Origin of the sequence: Bradyrhizobium sp. 138, from assembly GCF_023074075.1 — a bacterium.
In the GTDB taxonomy this organism is placed as follows: Bacteria; Pseudomonadota; Alphaproteobacteria; order Rhizobiales; family Xanthobacteraceae; genus Bradyrhizobium.
In genome coordinates this window covers 30,789-47,069 of record NZ_JADPKT010000097.1, presented here as the reverse complement: position 1 = coordinate 47,069, position 16,281 = coordinate 30,789, and the positions used below count along the sequence as shown (strand labels likewise).

13 protein-coding genes are annotated in these 16,281 nt (G+C 65.3%); 4 read left to right on the top strand and 9 right to left on the bottom strand.

What is annotated here, in order from left to right:
- Window positions 1-74: 74 nt before the first annotated feature.
- The 3 genes from IVA79_RS35170 to IVA79_RS35160 all read right to left on the bottom strand — a co-directional run bounded on the left by IVA79_RS35170 (window position 75) and on the right by IVA79_RS35160 (window position 2,713).
- On the bottom strand, window positions 75-521 hold the full coding sequence (locus IVA79_RS35170) for a GNAT family N-acetyltransferase (protein WP_247561732.1): 447 nt from the start codon (window positions 519-521) through the stop codon (window positions 75-77).
- Window positions 521-1,549, bottom strand: a complete 1,029-nt coding sequence (locus IVA79_RS35165) for a peptidoglycan -binding protein (RefSeq protein ID WP_247561731.1) — start codon at window positions 1,547-1,549, stop codon at window positions 521-523. The genes IVA79_RS35170 and IVA79_RS35165 overlap by 1 nt, the downstream gene beginning before the upstream one ends.
- 147 nt (window positions 1,550-1,696) lie before the next feature.
- Window positions 1,697-2,713, bottom strand: a complete 1,017-nt coding sequence (locus IVA79_RS35160; RefSeq protein WP_247561730.1) for a flagellar motor protein MotA — start codon at window positions 2,711-2,713, stop codon at window positions 1,697-1,699.
- Between the two features lie 167 nt (window positions 2,714-2,880).
- On the opposite strand from IVA79_RS35160, the gene IVA79_RS35155 reads away from it, so the two are divergent.
- From IVA79_RS35155 to IVA79_RS35140, 4 genes are all read left to right on the top strand, one after another.
- Complete coding sequence (locus IVA79_RS35155) at window positions 2,881-3,900, top strand: cyclopropane-fatty-acyl-phospholipid synthase family protein (protein ID WP_247561729.1); 1,020 nt, start codon at window positions 2,881-2,883, stop codon at window positions 3,898-3,900.
- Window positions 3,901-4,133: 233 nt separating this feature from the next.
- A complete protein-coding gene (locus IVA79_RS35150) occupies window positions 4,134-5,327 on the top strand; it encodes an efflux RND transporter periplasmic adaptor subunit (RefSeq protein WP_247561728.1) in 1,194 nt (397 codons plus the stop codon).
- Window positions 5,328-5,333: 6 nt separating this feature from the next.
- Window positions 5,334-8,495: a multidrug efflux RND transporter permease subunit gene (locus IVA79_RS35145; RefSeq protein ID WP_247561727.1), complete on the top strand. Its 3,162-nt coding sequence runs from the start codon at window positions 5,334-5,336 to the stop codon at window positions 8,493-8,495.
- Between the two features lie 167 nt (window positions 8,496-8,662).
- A complete protein-coding gene (locus tag IVA79_RS35140; RefSeq protein WP_247561726.1) occupies window positions 8,663-9,793 on the top strand; it encodes an AAA family ATPase in 1,131 nt (376 codons plus the stop codon).
- Window positions 9,794-9,818: 25 nt separating this feature from the next.
- Here the strand turns inward: IVA79_RS35140 and IVA79_RS35135 are convergent, their stop codons facing one another.
- The 6 genes from IVA79_RS35135 to IVA79_RS35110 all read right to left on the bottom strand — a co-directional run bounded on the left by IVA79_RS35135 (window position 9,819) and on the right by IVA79_RS35110 (window position 16,144).
- Window positions 9,819-10,610 carry an inositol monophosphatase family protein gene (locus tag IVA79_RS35135; RefSeq protein WP_247561725.1) on the bottom strand — a complete coding sequence of 264 codons (792 nt, stop codon included), beginning with the start codon at window positions 10,608-10,610 and terminating at the stop codon, window positions 9,819-9,821.
- Between the two features lie 98 nt (window positions 10,611-10,708).
- Window positions 10,709-11,791 (bottom strand): tetratricopeptide repeat protein, encoded by a 1,083-nt coding sequence (locus IVA79_RS35130; protein ID WP_247561724.1) that lies wholly within the window; start codon window positions 11,789-11,791, stop codon window positions 10,709-10,711.
- An 8-nt stretch (window positions 11,792-11,799) separates the two neighbouring features.
- Complete coding sequence (locus IVA79_RS35125) at window positions 11,800-12,489, bottom strand: thiamine phosphate synthase (RefSeq protein ID WP_247561723.1); 690 nt, start codon at window positions 12,487-12,489, stop codon at window positions 11,800-11,802.
- A gap of 3 nt (window positions 12,490-12,492) precedes the next feature.
- The gene (locus tag IVA79_RS35120) at window positions 12,493-13,518 is read right to left on the bottom strand and encodes a class I fructose-bisphosphate aldolase (RefSeq protein WP_247561722.1); all 1,026 of its coding nucleotides are present in this window, start codon (window positions 13,516-13,518) and stop codon (window positions 12,493-12,495) included.
- Between the two features lie 303 nt (window positions 13,519-13,821).
- On the bottom strand, window positions 13,822-14,889 hold the full coding sequence (fba, locus tag IVA79_RS35115; protein WP_247561721.1) for a class II fructose-bisphosphate aldolase: 1,068 nt from the start codon (window positions 14,887-14,889) through the stop codon (window positions 13,822-13,824).
- A 58-nt stretch (window positions 14,890-14,947) separates the two neighbouring features.
- Complete coding sequence (locus IVA79_RS35110; protein ID WP_247561720.1) at window positions 14,948-16,144, bottom strand: phosphoglycerate kinase; 1,197 nt, start codon at window positions 16,142-16,144, stop codon at window positions 14,948-14,950.
- Between the last annotated feature and the right edge of the window lie 137 nt (window positions 16,145-16,281).

Genomic DNA, 16,281 nt, shown 5'->3' with positions numbered 1-16,281 from the left:
GTCTCCATCCGCTTATCGTCGCTGCTCCGGCATCAACGATTAGCGGACGCTGTGGGGTCCCGGCGTGATGGCCCTCACGCCCGCCATTCCATCCTCAGCACCGGCCGCCCCGAGGTCGGGTTCACATCGTCGCCGGCATGGGCAAAGCCGTTGCGCTCGTAGAAGCGGATGGCGCGGCTGTTGTCCTTGTTGACGAGCAGCGTGATGCCTGATGGTGACAAACGCTTGGCCTCATCGACGAGCAACCGCGCGGCATCCGAGCCCCAGTGATCGGGGTCGACCACGAGCTGGTCGAGATAGCCTTCGCCATCGATCGTGACGAAGCCGATCGGTGCGCCATTCAGTTCCGCCACCACGATCCGGGCCTTCGGCACCAGATCCTTGCGCCAGCGCTCGCGCCACCAGTCCAGGCGGGCCGCAAAATCGATCTGCGGATAGGCCTGCTGCCAGGTGCGATGCCAGAGGTCGATCGAGGCCGCTTCGTCGGAGGTCGCGTAGGGGCGGAGTTGGAGGGCGCTCACTACCGCTCCGTCAGCTTCAGCTCGATGCGGCGGTTGCGCTTGTAGGCTTCTTCCGTGTTGCCGGGATCGAGCGGCTGGAATTCGCCGAAGCCGGCGGCGACGAGGCGCTGGGCAGGCACGCCGAGCGAGATCAGATATTGCACCACCGAGATCGAGCGCGCCGCGGACAGGTCCCAGTTCGACCTAAAGTTCGCACCGCTCACCGGGCGCAGATCGGTATGGCCGTCGACCCGCAGCACCCAGGGAATCTCGCTCGGGATCTTCTTGTCGAGCTCGATCAGCGCGGTCGCTAAGGTGTCGAGCTCGGCGCGGCCCTCCGGCAGGAGCGTCGCCTGGCCGGTATCGAAGAACACTTCGGACTGGAACACGAAGCGGTCGCCGACGATGCGGATGTCGGGCCGGTTGCCGAGGATGGTGCGCAGCCGGCCGAAGAACTCCGAGCGGTAGCGCGACAATTCCTGCACGCGCTGCGCCAGTGCGACGTTGAGGCGGGAGCCGAGATCGGCGATCCGGTTCTGCGATTCCTTGTCGCGCTTCTCGCTGGCGTCGAGCGCCTCCTCCAGCGCGGCCAGTTGCCGGCGCAAAGCGCTGATCTGCTGGTTCAGCACCTCGATCTGCGCCAGCGCCCGCGCCGAGACCGCCTTCTCCGAATCCAGCGCCTTGCCGAGCTCGGAGGACTTGCCTTGCGCGTCGTTGCCGGCGGCAGCCAAGCCGTCATAGAGGCCCTTGATGCGGTCGCGCTCGGTCTCGGCCGAGGCGAGGCCGGCCTTCAGTTGCGAGACCTGGTCGTCGAGCGTGAGCTTGCCGAGCTTTTCCAGCGACAACAGCTCGTTGAGCTGCGCGATCTTGGCGTTGAGCTGCTCCAGCGCCTTGTCCTTGCCGGTGACCTCCTGCGACAGGAAGAACTGCACCACCAGGAACACCGACAGCAGGAACACGATCGACAGCACCAGCGTCGACAGCGCGTCGACGAAGCCGGGCCAGTAGTTGAAGGCGCCGTCGCTGCGGCGGCCGCGCGCTAGAGCCATGTCGTCGATCTCCACACTCGTGTCCCGGACGCGGTGCAGCGTGCCACGCTGCTCCGCTGAGCCGGGACCCATATTGTCCCTGATGCTGGGCCCCGGCTCAGCGACGCATCATTTCATGCTGCGTCGCGTCCGGGGCACGACACCGTCTCAACTCTTTTCCGGCTGGCGGGCGATGCGCTCCAAGAGGCGCCGGATCTCGCGGTTCTGCTCGCCCTGGCCGTCGGCCCATTCGCGGATCATCTGCTGCTCGGTGCGCATGTGCGAAACCAGCGCCTGGATTGCTTCGGCAAGGCTCGCCATCGCCGCCGTGGTGCCGCGGCTGGTGCCGCCTTCCTCGAGCACGGAGCGCAGGCGTTCGACCGCGGCCTGCAGCTCGCCGCTGGCGACGGCGCCGCCGCCGGAAGAGACCGCGACGTCGCCGCTGCCATACTCCCGCACCGTGGTGGCGAGCCAGTCTTCGAGGTCGGTGTAGAAGCGGTTTTGCGCCTGGCTCGATTGCAAATCGAGAAAGCCGAGGATCAGCGAGCCGGCGAGGCCGAACAGGGAGCTCGAGAACGAGATGCCCATGCCGCCGAGCGGGGCGGCAAGGCCCTCCTTCAGCGTGTCGAACAATGCGCCGGAATCGCCGCCGACCTTGAGCCCGTCGATCACTTTGCCGACCGAGCCGACCGTCTCGATCAGGCCCCAGAAGGTGCCGAGCAGGCCGAGGAAGACCAAGAGGCCGGTCATGTAGCGCGAGATATCGCGGGCTTCATCCAGACGGGTCGCGATCGAATCGAGCAGGTGCCGCATGGTGGTCTGGGTGATCGACATCCGCCCGGAGCGCTCGCCGCCGAGGATCGCCGCCATCGGCGCCAGCAGTTTCGGGTGCCGGGCCGGCGCCAGGCCGGGATCGGCGATGCGGAAATTGTTGACCCAGGACACCTCAGGATAGAGCCGGATGACCTGGCGGAAGGCCAGGATGATGCCGATGAAAAGCACCGCCCCGATCAGGGCATTGAGCCCGGGATTGGCGAAGAAGGCCTGGATGATCTGCTTGTAGAGCACCACGCTGACCAGCGTGCACAGCACCAGGAAGACCAGCATCCGCACCAGGAAGACGCTGGGCGAGGATAGTTTGGTGTACTCGATATCCATGGTGGAGCGGGAAGTGCCAGGCGGCATGGCCGGTATCATCCATTACGAAAGCTTGCTTGCGGCGCGCACTATGGCACAGCGCCAGCTCAAAAAAAGCGCCGGATGCGCCGATTTCGGGGACAGCTCGGGGAACCCGGACCGGAAGCGGCGCTTTGATAGCCAGGTATCTGCAGAAGCTCGCCTTCGGGGGGCGCATGAGCGTCGTTTCCGCGATCATCGGGACTGCCGAACGCGTGCCGCTGCCGGACGTCGTGATCCGCGCCGCAATCCAGCGCCTGTGCTCTCGCACCTCAACCCGCCTCGCCGCACATGACGCGGCCACGGATGCCGCTTTCGCCGGTCGGATGATGCTGCGGCCGATCGCCGAGGATGCCGAGGCCGGGGGTGGCGAAGTGCCCGCTTCGTTCTTCGCTGAAATGCTCGGCCCCAGCCGCAAATGTTCCTGCTGCTTCTACAAGACCGATGCGACCACCTTGCAGGAGGCGGAGGAGGAGGCGCTGCGCCAGACGGTTGAGCATGCCGGTCTCGCCGACGGCCAGACCATCCTCGAGCTCGGCTGCGGCTGGGGCTCGCTGTCGCTGTGGATGGCGCGGCAGTTTCCGCGCGCCAAGGTGACGGCGGTGTCGACCTCGCAGGCGCAGCGCGCCCATGTCGAGGAGCAGGCGCAGCGGCGCGGCTTGCTGAACCTTCGCGTGGTCACGGCGGACATGAACGTGTTCGCGCCCGACGGTCAATTCGACCGCATCGTCTCGGTCGAGATGTTCGAGCGGATGATGAACTGGCGCAAGCTGATGACGCGCGTGCGGTCATGGCTCGCGCCCGAGGGGCGCTTCTTCATGCAAATCGTCACCCATCGCTCCGGCTCGCAGCTGTTCGACCGGCTCGATCGCGACGACTGGATCGCGCAGCACGTCTTCACGAGCGGGCTGATGCCGAGCCATCACCTCGTCAGGCAATTCGACGACATCTTCACGGTCGAGAAGGAATGGTGCTGGAGCGGCACGCATTATCAGCGCACCGCGAACGACTGGCTCGCCAATTTCGATATGCATCGCGACACCATTGAGGGATCGTTGCGCAAGGTCTATGGCGAGGAGACCGCACTTTGGCTGCGGCGCTGGCGCTGGTTCTTGCTCGCGACCTCGGGCCTGTTCGGCTACGCAGACGGAACCGAATGGGGCGTTAGCCACTATCGAATGAAGGCCGCCGAGTAATTGCGCTGTTCCGTCGCAGCACGCGGCGATGGAGCCAAACTCACGATCAAGTGACACGGCAAAAGCCGTCTAAACTCAGTACGATACGTTATGTGACAATGAGCCGCCTGTGCCATGCGTTGCATCGCAGCAGGTGCGCTCTATTTTGGCGGCATCAGCCGCGTGCGAAACGGCCCAGAACGGGCCACGCGCGGAGCGTGATCAGTTTCAACAATATCGGGGCACCCCACTTCATGTCAGGACTTCGTGCGCGATCGGCATGCGTTGCAATGATGCTCGCGGCCTTGGCGCCGCTGCTCGCGGGCTGTGACGAATCCAGCTCCGCCGTGTCCGCCGCTCCGCCGGCTCACCCTGACGTCAGCATCGTGATCGTCAAACCGCAGTCACGGGCCGTGGTGCGCGAGTTGCCGGGCCGTATCGCGCCGACGCGGGTCTCGGAGGTGCGGCCGCGCATCTCCGGCATCGTGGTCGAGCGTCTGTTCCGCCAGGGCAGCGAGGTGAAGGCGGGCGATCCGCTCTACCGCATCGATCCGCGTCCGTTCGAGGTCGAGGTGATGGCAAACGAAGCTGCGCTCGCCAAGGCGGAGGCCGCGTTGATGCAGGCGAAGCAGCAGGCGCACCGCATCGCCACCCTCACCAAGGATCGCGCCGCGCCGGAAGCCGAGAACGAGAAGGCGATTGCGGCCGAGCGCCAGGCCCATGCCGAGGTCGAGGGTCGCAAGGCCGACCTCTCGCGGGCAAGACTCAATCTCGACTATGCCACCGTGCGCGCGCCGATCGACGGCGTGGTCGGTGCGGCCCTTGTCAGCGAGGGCGCCCTCGCGGTGCAGAACGAGACCAATCTCGCCACCATCCAGCAGCTCGATCCGATCTATGCCGACTTCACCCAGTCGGTGACCGAACTCAACCAGCTCCGCCGCGCCTTCGAGACTGGCGACCTCGAGCGCATCGCCCCCGATGCCGCCAAGGTGCGCCTGGTGCTCGACGACAACACCATCTATTCGCTCGACGGCAAGCTGCTGTTCTCCGATGCCAAGGTCGACGCCCACACCGGGCAGGTGACGCTGCGCGGCGAGTTCCCCAATCCCAAGCGCGAATTGCTGCCGGGCATGTATGTCCGCGTCCGCATCGACCAGGGTCTCGATTCCGATGCGATCGCGGTGCCGCAGCAGGCGATCCAGCGCAATGGCGGTGGCGGCAGCGAGGTGTTCGTCGTCAAGGATGACAACCACATCGCGGTGCAGGCGGTGCGAACCGGGTCTGTGCAGGACGGAGTCTGGTTCATCACTGAGGGCCTGAAGGCCGGCGACAAGGTCGTGGTCGAAGGGTTCCAGAAGTTCGCGGCCGGCGACAAGGTCAAGCCGCAATCCTGGTCGGAAGCGGACGCGACCGCCGACAACCGGCACGCGCAGAAGCTCACGCGGTAACGCGCTATGGCGAGCTTCTTCATCGACAGGCCAATCTTCGCCTGGGTGGTCGCGCTGTTCATCTGCTTGATCGGCGCGATCGCCGTGCCGCTGCTGCCGATCGCGCAATATCCGATCATCGCGCCGCCCTCGATCTCGATCTCGACCAGCTATCCCGGCGCCTCGCCCGAAAACCTCTACAACAGCGTCACGCGGTTGATCGAGGAGGAACTCAACGGCGCCGCCAACATCCTCAACTTCGAATCGACCAGCGACTCGCTCGGCCAGGTCGAGATCATCGCCAACTTCCAGCCGGGCACCGATACCAGCGCCGCCTCGGTCGAGGTGCAGAACCGCATCAAGCGCGTCGAGGCCCGCCTGCCGCGCGCGGTGATGCAGCAGGGCATCCTGATCGAGGAAGCCTCCAGCGCGGTGCTGCAGATCATCACGCTGAACTCGACCGACGGCAGCCTGGATGAGGTCGGCCTCGGCGACTTCATGATCCGCAACGTGCTAGGCGAGGTCCGCCGCATTCCCGGCGTCGGCCGCGCCACGCTGTACTCGACCGAGCGCTCACTTCGCGTCTGGGTCGATCCGGCCAAGCTCGTCGGCTATGGGCTGACCGCGGACGACGTCAACAAGGCCATTGCCGCGCAGAACGCGCAGGTCGCCTCGGGCAGCATCGGCGCCGAGCCGTCGACGTCGAGCCAGCGCACCTCCTCGCTGGTGCTGGTCAAAGGCCAGCTCTCTTCGCCGGATGAATTCGGTGCCATCATCCTGCGCGCCAATGCCGACGGTTCGACCGTGCGCTTGCGCGACGTCGCGCGCGTCGAGGTCGGTGGTCTCAGCTACCAGTTCAACACGCGGCTCGACGGCAAGCCGACCGCGGGTCTCTCGGTCCTGATGTCGCCGACCGGCAACGCGCTGGCGACCGCGAGCGCGGTCGAAGAGAAGATGAAGGAGCTGTCGCGCTTCTTCCCGGCCAACATCTCCTACGAGATCCCCTACAACATCACGCCCGTGGTCGAGGCCTCGATCAAGAAGGTGCTGACGACGCTGGTCGAAGCCGTGGTGCTGGTGTTCGTGGTGATGTTCTTATTTCTCCAGAACATCCGCTATACCATCATCCCGACCATCGTGGTGCCCGTGGCGCTTCTGGGCGCCTGCACCACGCTTCTGCTCGCCGGCTACTCCATCAACATGCTCTCGATGTTCGGCATGGTGCTCGCGGTCGGCATCCTCGTCGACGACGCCATCGTCGTGGTCGAGAACGTCGAGCGCATCATGTCCGAGGAAGGCCTGCCGCCGAAAGAAGCGACGCGCAAGGCGATGTCGCAGATATCGGGCGCCATCATCGGCATCACGCTGGTGCTGATGGCCGTGTTCGTGCCGATGGCATTCTTCCCGGGCTCGGTCGGCATCATCTATCGCCAGTTCTCGGTGACCATGGTCGCCGCGATCGGCTTCTCCGCCTTCCTTGCGCTGTCGTTGACGCCGGCGCTGTGCGCAACCCTGCTCAAGCCTGTCGCGGCTGGTCACGGTCACGCGAAGAAGGGCGTGTTCGGCTGGTTCAACCGCCTGCTCGAAGGCGTCAAGGAACGCTATTCGCGCACCGTCGGCTTCTCGCTGAACCGCACCGGCCGCCTGATGCTGGTCTATGCCGCGCTGCTGGTCGGCCTGTCCTGGGCCTTCGTCAACCTGCCCGGCGGCTTCCTGCCCGTCGACGACCAGGGCTTCATCACCACCGACGTGCAGACGCCGTCGGATTCGTCCTATGCCCGCACCGAGGCCGTGATCGAGAAGGTGGAAAAATACCTTGCCGCACGGCCGGGCGTCGACAACGTCACCTTCCTGACCGGCTTCAGCTTCTCCGGCCAGGGCATGAACACCGCGCAGGCCTTCATCACCTTGAAGGACTGGTCGGAGCGCGGGCCGAAGGATTCCGCTTCAGCGATCGTCAACGACGTGAACCGCGATCTGGGCTCGTCGATCCGCGACGCAAAAATCTCGGCGCTGCAGCCGCCGCCGATCGACAATCTCGGCAACTCCTCGGGCTTCTCGTTCCGCCTCCAGGACCGCGGCCAGAAGGGCTATCAGCAATTGATGCGCGCGGCCGACCAGTTGATCGCGGAGGCCAATGCGAGCCCGGTGCTGCAGAAGGTCTATATCGAAGGTCTGCCCGAGGCGGGCGTGGTCAATCTCATGATCGACCGCGAGAAGGCCGGCGCCTTCGGCGTCACCTTCGAGGACATCAACAATACGATCTCGACCAATCTCGGCTCGAACTACATCAACGACTTCCCGAACCGCGGCCGCATGCAGCGCGTCGTGGTGCAGGCCGACGCCCGCGACCGCATGAGGACCGAGGACATCCTCAACTACAACGTCAAGAACAGCCGCGGCCAGCTGGTGCCGTTCTCGTCCTTCGCCACGGTGGAATGGGCGCGCGGGCCGACGCAGATCGCCGGCTTCAACTATTATCCGGCGGTGCGCATCTCCGGTGAAGCCAAGCCCGGCTTCACCTCAGGCAACGCCATCGCCGAGATGGAGCGGCTCGCCGGCAGGCTGCCGCGCGGCTTCGGCTATGAATGGACCGGGCAATCGCTGCAGGAGAAGCTGTCTGGCTCGCAGGCGCCGTTCCTGCTGGCGCTGTCGGTGTTCGTGGTGTTCCTATGTCTCGCCGCACTCTACGAGAGCTGGACCATTCCGCTCGCGGTGCTGCTCACCGTGCCGCTCGGCATCGTCGGCGCGGTCGCTGCAGCGACGCTGCGGAGCCTGCCCAACGACGTCTATTTCACCGTCGGCCTGATCACGATCATCGGCCTTGCGGCCAAGGACGCGATCCTGATCATCGAGTTTGCCAAGGATCTGCGAAAAGAGGGCAAGCCGCTGGTGGAAGCCACCATCGAGGCCTGCCGCCTGCGCTTCCGCCCCATTTTGATGACTGGCCTTGCCTTCATCTGCGGCGTGCTGCCGATGGCGATCGCCCACGGCGCCGGCGGCGCCAGCCAGCAGGCGCTCGGCAGCGTCGTGATGGGCGGCATGATCGCGGTGGTGATCCTGGCGCTCTTGATGGTGCCGGTGTTCTTCGTCTCGGTGCAGCGCGTGCTGGCGGGAGACCGGGAGCCGAAGGCGGCGAGCGAAGGCGAGGCGTATGGGCCGCCGGCGCGGGCAAGGCCCGGCCACTGAACGCCGGATCGGTCCTGATCGCTTGAGAGCTGATGCCAGTGGCGCGTCAAACGGGCGTTCGGCTTGCTTTCGCGCGAGTGCCGATCCAGACTGCATCCCTGGATTGAGCGAATGTGTATTCCGCACTGCACCGCGAATGCACATGGCCTGCCGATTGAAAGCATGTGATGCGTCCGACCGACATTTCGATCTCGAACTATCGCTCCATCCGTCGGCTCTCCATACCAATCCACCCCTTGTCCGTGTTTGTGGGCGAGAATGGTGTCGGCAAATCCAATCTCTACAAGTCCTTGTCGCTGTTGCGCGACGCGGCGACCGGGCGGATCACGCGCACGATCGCCGACGAAGGCGGACTGAATTCAGTCTGCTGGTCCGGCACGCGCAAGCGCGGCGAAGATGGGCGATTGCGGTTGTCGGCCAAGTTCGACCGTCTCAAATATTCCATCGAGATCGGATTTCCCGCCCCGCTTGCGGCGGCGTTCTCCGGCGAGCCGATGATCAAGTCCGAAAGTATCGAGGCAACGGAAGGCAGGCGAACGGTTCTGCTGATGGAGCGCAAGAATTCGCTCGTCAGCATCCGCGGCGAGAGCGGCGCATGGAGCAGCCACAAGGATGCGGTGCTGCCGTCCGAGACTGCGCTTGCGGGCTTTTCCGACGGCAGGGAATGCCCCGAAATCGATCTGATCAGAAACGCAATGCTGGGCTGGCGGTTCTATCACGACTTTCGCACCGATCCGGCGTCACCGACAAGAAAGCCGTGTCTGGCGATCACGACGCCTTCGCTCAGTGCCGATGGCAGCGATTTGGCTGCGGCCCTGGCGACGCTTTATACCATTCGGGAAGACGCCACCGACCTGCAGGACGCAATCCAGGATGCATTCCCGGGCGCTGAACTCCGCGCATGGGAAGAAGGCGGTTTGTGCGAATTTGATCTGCAGTTGGAGGATATGCCGCGGCCGTTTAGGGCTCATGAACTATCCGATGGGACGCTGAAATACATTTGTCTGCTCGCGGTGTTCATGGGCTATCGGCTTCCGCCGTTCATCGCGCTGAACGAACCCGAGACCAGCCTGCATCCCTCGCTGCTGGCGCCATTGGCCCGGCTGATCGCCAAGGCATCACGCCGCGCCGACATCTGGATTGTCACCCATTCGGAACAGCTGATGGAGGCTTTGCGAAGCGAGAGCTCTGTCCCGCTTCGCCGCGTCATCAAGTCGAAAGGCGCCACAGCGATCGAGGGCCTGACCCTCGGCGGCGAATATCGCGACGACGACGAATCGGACGACGACGAATCCTGATCGCTGCACATGAGGCGTCGTATGACTACGCCGGCTTCCGCAAAATCTTCACCAGCTCCCCGTGCACGTACTCATTGCCGCACACCACGTGCCCCGTGACCAGCGGGTCGCCGGGCGTCGCGATATCGCTCACCGTCCCACCCGCTTCGCGCACCATCAGCATCCCCGCCGCGATGTCCCAGGATTGCAGGTTGCGTTCCCAATAGCCGTCGAGGCGGCCGGCGGCGACGAAGGCGAGGTCGAGGGAGGCGGCGCCGAAGCGGCGCAGGCCTGCGACGCGGTCCTGGATCGCGGTCATCTCGCGGCGGAATTCCTCGTGGTCGCCGCGGCCGATATGGGGCAGGCCGCAGGCCACCACGCATTCGTTGAGCTGGCGGCGGCCGGCGACACGCAAGCGCTGGTCGTTGAGGAAGGCGCCCTTGCCGCGCTCGGCGATGTAGAGCTCGTCATTGGCGGGGTTGTAGATCACGCCCGCAATGATCGTGCCTTCGCGCGCAAGGCCGATCGAGATCGCAAACTGCGGGATGCCGTGCAGGAAGTTGGTGGTGCCGTCGAGCGGGTCGACGATCCAGGTGTGGCTCTTGTCGGTGCCCTCGCGCTGTCCCCCTTCCTCACCGATGAAGCCGTAGCCGGGGCGGGCCTTGGCGAGGTCCTGATAGACGATTTCCTCGGCGCGCTTGTCGGCGAGCGAGACGAAGTTCGCCGGCCCCTTCAGCGAGACCTGGAGATGCTCGATCTCGCCGAGATCGCGCTTGAGACTGCGGCCGGCACGGCGCGCGGCCTTGACCATGACATTGATAGTTGCGGAATACAGCATGAGGTTTCGGTCTTGATCGGGGGGAAGGACGCAAAATCGCGCCTGTTTGAGGGATTGGGTGCCCTGCAAGGGCCCCGAGGTCAAGTCATTGCGTCAGGTCATTTGCTCCCGAGCCATTTTTTGGCGGCGGCCTCTACCTTGGCCCGGTCCTCGGCGGGCAGGTCGGATAATTGCTTGTCGAGCTCCAGGTCGCCCTTGCCGGCGGTCTTGGCCACCAGGTGCCATTTGAAGCCCTCGATCTTGTCCACGGGCGTGCCCACGCCGTTGATCAGCACCCATGCCAGCCGGTTCTGCGCGATCGCACTGCCCTGGCGGGATGCCTTGCGAAGCAACGCGACGGCAGCCGGCTGGTTCTTCGGCGTGCCGGTGCCGTTGAACATGGCGATGGCATATTCGACCTCGGCGTCGACATTGTCGGCGAGGGAGGCGGCCTGCAGCAGCCGCACCGCGCGCTCCGGGTCCTTCGGAACGCCGGTGCCTTCCTTGTAGAAGGTCGCGAGCGCGTATTGCGCCTCGGGCAGGCCGGCATCGGCGGCCTGGCGCAGCAGCTCGGCCGAGCGCCTGACGTCCTGCGGCAAGGTCTGGCCGTCGAGGTAGAGCAAAGCGAGGTTATAGGCCGCCTTGGGCTCGCCGAGCTTGGCGGCGGACGCCATCAGCTTGACCGCCTCGCCCTTGTCGAGCGAGCCGCCGCGGCCCGAAATGCGCAGCATGGCGAGCGCGAACATCGCTTCGCGGTCGCCGGCGTCCGCAGCGCGCTTGTACCATTCGGCCGCCTTGGCGTAGTCGCGCCGGATGCCCATGGCGTTGGAATAGAGCTCGCCGAGCATGGTCATCGCCTTGGCATCGCCTGTTTGCGCGCGGGCGGTGGCGAGGTCGAACGCCGTCTTGTACTGGCCGCGCTGATAGGCGCCGTACACCAGATCGGCGCCGGAATTATCGCTCGGCGGCGCCGGAATCACGGTCGGGGTCGGCGTCGGCTTGGAGGAGGGGGACGGCTTGGGCGAAGCCGAAGGTTTTGGCGCCGGCGCAGCCTCCTTTTTCTTGGCGGGCGCGGGCGGCCTGGCCTTTTGCTTCTCAGGCGGCGCGCTCGGCGTTGTCGCCGGCGGGGTGATCTGGAGCTGCGCGGCCGCGGGCACTGTCAGCAGCAGCGTAGCCAGCATGGTGATGCAGGGGAGCTTCATGTTGGGCGCTAGCCGTGCTCGCTGCCCGCAGGATTCTGGCTAGCCGTCGCCGTCGCATGGGCCTTCTTGGTCGCAGCGTCCGCCTCGATCAGCGCGGCCTTGGGTCCGCGCGGATCGGACCAGATGAAGTCGCCGACCAGCACGAAATCGGCGCCGCTGGCGGCGAAGTCGTGGGCCTCTTCCAAGGACGTCGCAAAGCCGACGCAGGGCGGCTCGAACAGCTCGGCCCACCAGTCGAGCCGCTCGGCAATCGCTTGCGCCGAGGGCCGCTGTCCCTTCGCATCGGGCTCGCCGAACAACACGTAGTCCGCTCCGATCTCGCCCGCATCCATGGAATGGTGCCGCGTCGTCAGCCCGCCCACACCGGCGATGCGATCGGGCTTGAGCGACGGCAGCGCCTCTTTCAGCGCGGCGATGCCGGGTAGGTGCGCGCCGTCGGCGCCGCCGCGCGCCACCAGCTCGGCATGGCCATCGACCAGCAGCGCGGCGCCCGCCTTCTGTACCAGCGGTGCCAAGGCCTTGATGCGCGAGATCATGCCGCGCTGGTCGGTCTCCTTCAGCCGCAGCAGCACGGCCGCGACATCGGCAGCTGCGAGCAGGCCTGGCAGCTCGGCTTGAAGCGCAGCGGGATCATCGACGACAGGCGTCGCAAGATAAAGACGCGGCGCCGGGCGCGGTGGAGGCGGTTTGTTCGACAAGATCTAGGCTGCCTTCTTTTCCAGGCTGCTTTGCCATTCGCCCTTGGAGGCGAGGCCGTTCATCCGGGCGCGATGGCTGAAGGCGCGCTGCCCGGCCGCGACGTTCTCGGCCTTGCCGGACCAGGCCTTCTGCGGCGCGGCCTGGAGCGCGCGGCCGTAGGAGAAGGTCAGGCCCCAGGGCAGCGGACCGAGCCTGTGCATGGCGTTGAGATGGGCGGTCGCCTCTTCGTCCGACTGGCCGCCGGAGAGGAAGGCGATGCCGGGCACCGCCGCGGGCACGCAGGCCTTCAGCAGCCGGATCGTCTTCTCCGCAACCTCTTCGACAGAGGCCTGTTTCGCGCATTTCTTGCCTGAGATCGCCATGTTGGGCTTGAGCACCATGCCTTCGAGCGCGACGCGCTGCACGCGCAATTCCTGGAACGTCTTGTTGAGCACGCGTTGGGTGACCTCATAGCAGCGATCGATGTCGTGGTCGCCGTCCATCAGCACCTCGGGCTCGACGATCGGCACGATCTGGGCGGCCTGGCACAGCGCGGCATAGCGCGCCAGCGCATGCGCGTTGACGCTGATCGCGGTCATAGAGGGTATATCGCTGCCGATGTCGATCACCGCGCGCCATTTGGCGAAGCGCGCGCCGCGCTCATAGTATTTCTTCAGCCGCTCGGCGAGCTTGTCGAGCCCAACGGTGACTGTTTCCCCCGGGCACATCGGCAGGGCTTGCGTGCCTTCGTCCACCTTGATGCCGGGAATGGCGCCGCTCTGTTCGATCAGCTTGACCAGCGGTGTGCCGTCCTTCGCGTCCTGCCAGATCGTCTCGTCGTAGAGGATCACGCCGGAAATATACTGGCTCATGGCGTCCCTGGAGCGGAACAGCATCTCGCGATAGTCGCGGCGGTTCTCTTCGGTCGATTCCACGCCGATCGCGTCAAAGCGTTTCTTGATGGTGCCGGAGGATTCGTCGGCGGCGAGGATACCCTTGCCTGGCGCGACCATGGCGGTCGCGATCCCATTGAGCTCAGTCAGATTCATCGAGAGGTCCTCCCAAAACGATTCTGCCCTTGCCCGTGAAAATAGACCGTTCTCGGGCAATTGCCGAGTTAACGTTCGTCGCAGGGTAAAGGGGGGAGGCGGCTGGGTCCAACACCTCTCCCGTAGGGAGAGGTCGGCGCGAAGCGCCGGGTGAGGGGCTTAGCCCTATCGAGGACCTGAACCTCACCCGATTTGCTTGCGCAAATCGACCTCTCCCCGACGGGGAGAGGTGCTCCGAGTTCGTGGAGGCAGAAGTAGATACCTTTACGTCCCCGCGCGTCGCTTACGCCACCGCGCGATCGCTTACGCGACGCGGGGGTCCAGCTCGCCCTTGGCGTAGCGCTTGGCCATCTCGGCGGTGGTCAGGACCCGCTTGATCTTGGAGGCCTGGCCCGCGGTATTGAACTCCTGGAGCCGCTGCTTGCACAGCTTGGTCATGGCTTCCATCGCCGGCTTCAGGTACTTGCGCGGATCGAACTCTTCCGGGCTGTCCTTGAGCACTTTGCGGATCTGGCCGGTCATCGCCATGCGGTTGTCGGTGTCGATGTTGATCTTGCGCACGCCGTTCTTGATGCCGCGCTGGATCTCCGCCACCGGCACGCCCCAGGTCGGCTTCATCTTGCCGCCATTGGCGTTGATGATCTCCTGCAGGTCCTGCGGCACCGAGGACGAACCATGCATGACGAGGTGCATGTTCGGCAGCTTGCGGTGGATCTCCTCGATCACGTTCATGGCGAGAATGTCGCCATCGGGCTTGCGGGTGAACTTGTAGGCGCCGTGCGAGGTGCCCATCGCGATCGCGAGCGCGTCGACCTTGGTCTCCTGGACGAACTTCACGGCCTCGTCGGGATTGGTCAGGAGCTGGTCGTGGCTGAGCTTGCCTTCGGCGCCGTGGCCGTCTTCCTTGTCGCCCATGCCGGTCTCGAGCGATCCGAGCACCCCGAGCTCACCCTCAACCGAGATGCCGCCGAGATGGGCCATGTCGGTCACGGTCTTGGTGACGCCGACATTGTAGGTCCAGTCGCCGGGGGTTTTGCCGTCGGCCTTGAGCGAGCCGTCCATCATGACCGAGGTGAAGCCGGCCTGGATCGCGGTCATGCAGGTCGCCGCTTCGTTGCCGTGGTCGAGATGCACGCAGACCGGGATGTGCGGATAGATTTCGGTGACCGCGTCCATCATGTGCTTGAGCATGATGTCGTTGGCGTAGGAGCGCGCGCCGCGCGAGGCCTGGATGATGACGGGCGCGTCGACCTGGTTGGCCGCGTCCATGATCGCCAGCGCCTGCTCCATATTGTTGATGTTGAAGGCCGGTACGCCGTAATCGTTCTCCGCCGCGTGGTCGAGCAGTTGACGTAACGTGATCCGAGCCATCTGTCTTTTTCTCCCGTTTGGGCCTGCATAAGGCCGCTCAATGTTTGCCGATTGAAGCCTACTTGACGCGCAGCACCTCGACGCCGGGCAGGGGCTTGCCTTCCATCCATTCAAGGAACGCGCCACCGGCGGTCGAGACATAGGTGAAACTGCCGGCGACGCCGGCCTGGTTGAGCGCCGCGACGGTGTCGCCGCCGCCCGCGATCGAGATCAGCTTCTTGGCCTTGGTGCGCTCGGCAGCGTGCTTGGCGGCCGCGACCGTGCCGCGGTCGAACGGTTGCATCTCGAACGCGCCCAAGGGGCCGTTCCAGACCAGCGTCGCCGCATCGTCGATCGCGGCGTGGACGCGGGCGATCGACTGCGGACCGACGTCGAGGATCATGCCGTCGGCCGGGATCGCGTCGAGCCCATAGGCGTGCGACGGCGCGTTGGCGGCGAAGTGATAGGCAACGGTGGCGTCCACGGGAAGGATGATGGCGCAGTTGGCGGCGTCCGCCTTCTCCATGATGCGCAGCGCGGTGGCGGCGAGATCCTTCTCGGCCAGCGACTTGCCGACGCCGACGCCCTGGGCGTGCAGGAAGGTGTTGGCCATGCCGCCGCCGATCACCAGCGCATCGACCTTGCTGACGAGATTTTCGAGCAGGTCGATCTTGGTCGAGACCTTGGCGCCGCCGATGATCGCAATCACAGGCTTGGTCGGCGAGCCCAGCGCCTTCTCCAGCGCATCCAGTTCGGCCTGCATGGTGCGGCCGGCATAGGCCGGCAGCTTGTGGCCGAGGCCTTCGGTCGAGGCATGGGCGCGGTGCGCGGCCGAGAATGCGTCACTGACCCAGATGTCGCCGAGCTTTGCCAATTCCGCGACGAAGGCGGGATCGTTCTTTTCCTCTTCCTTGTGGAAGCGGGTGTTTTCGAGACAGAGAATGTCGCCGTCGTTCAGGCTGGCGACCGCCTTGGCCGCGGGCTCGCCGATGCAATCGTCGGCGAAGGCGACAGGCTTCTTCACGACTTTCGACAGCGCCTCGGCGACGGGCTTGAGCGAGTCCTTGGCATCGCGTCCCTTCGGCCGGCCGAAATGCGCGAGCAGGATGACCTTGCCACCCTTGTCCGAGATTTCGGTGATGGTCGGCGCGACGCGATCGAGCCGGGTCGTGTCGCTGACGCGGCCATTGTCCATGGGCACGTTGAGATCGACGCGCAGCAGCACGCGCTTACCCTTCACGTCGACGTCGTCGAGGGTGCGGAATTTGTTGGTCATCGGACACTCTCTCTTGTCCCGGGCGCATTGCGGCGCGAAGTGCCGCTATGCTGAACCGGGACCTACGCGGGGAGACATGGGTCCCGGCTCTGCGGAGCAGCGTAAGCACGCTGCACCGCGTCCGGGACACGAGACCT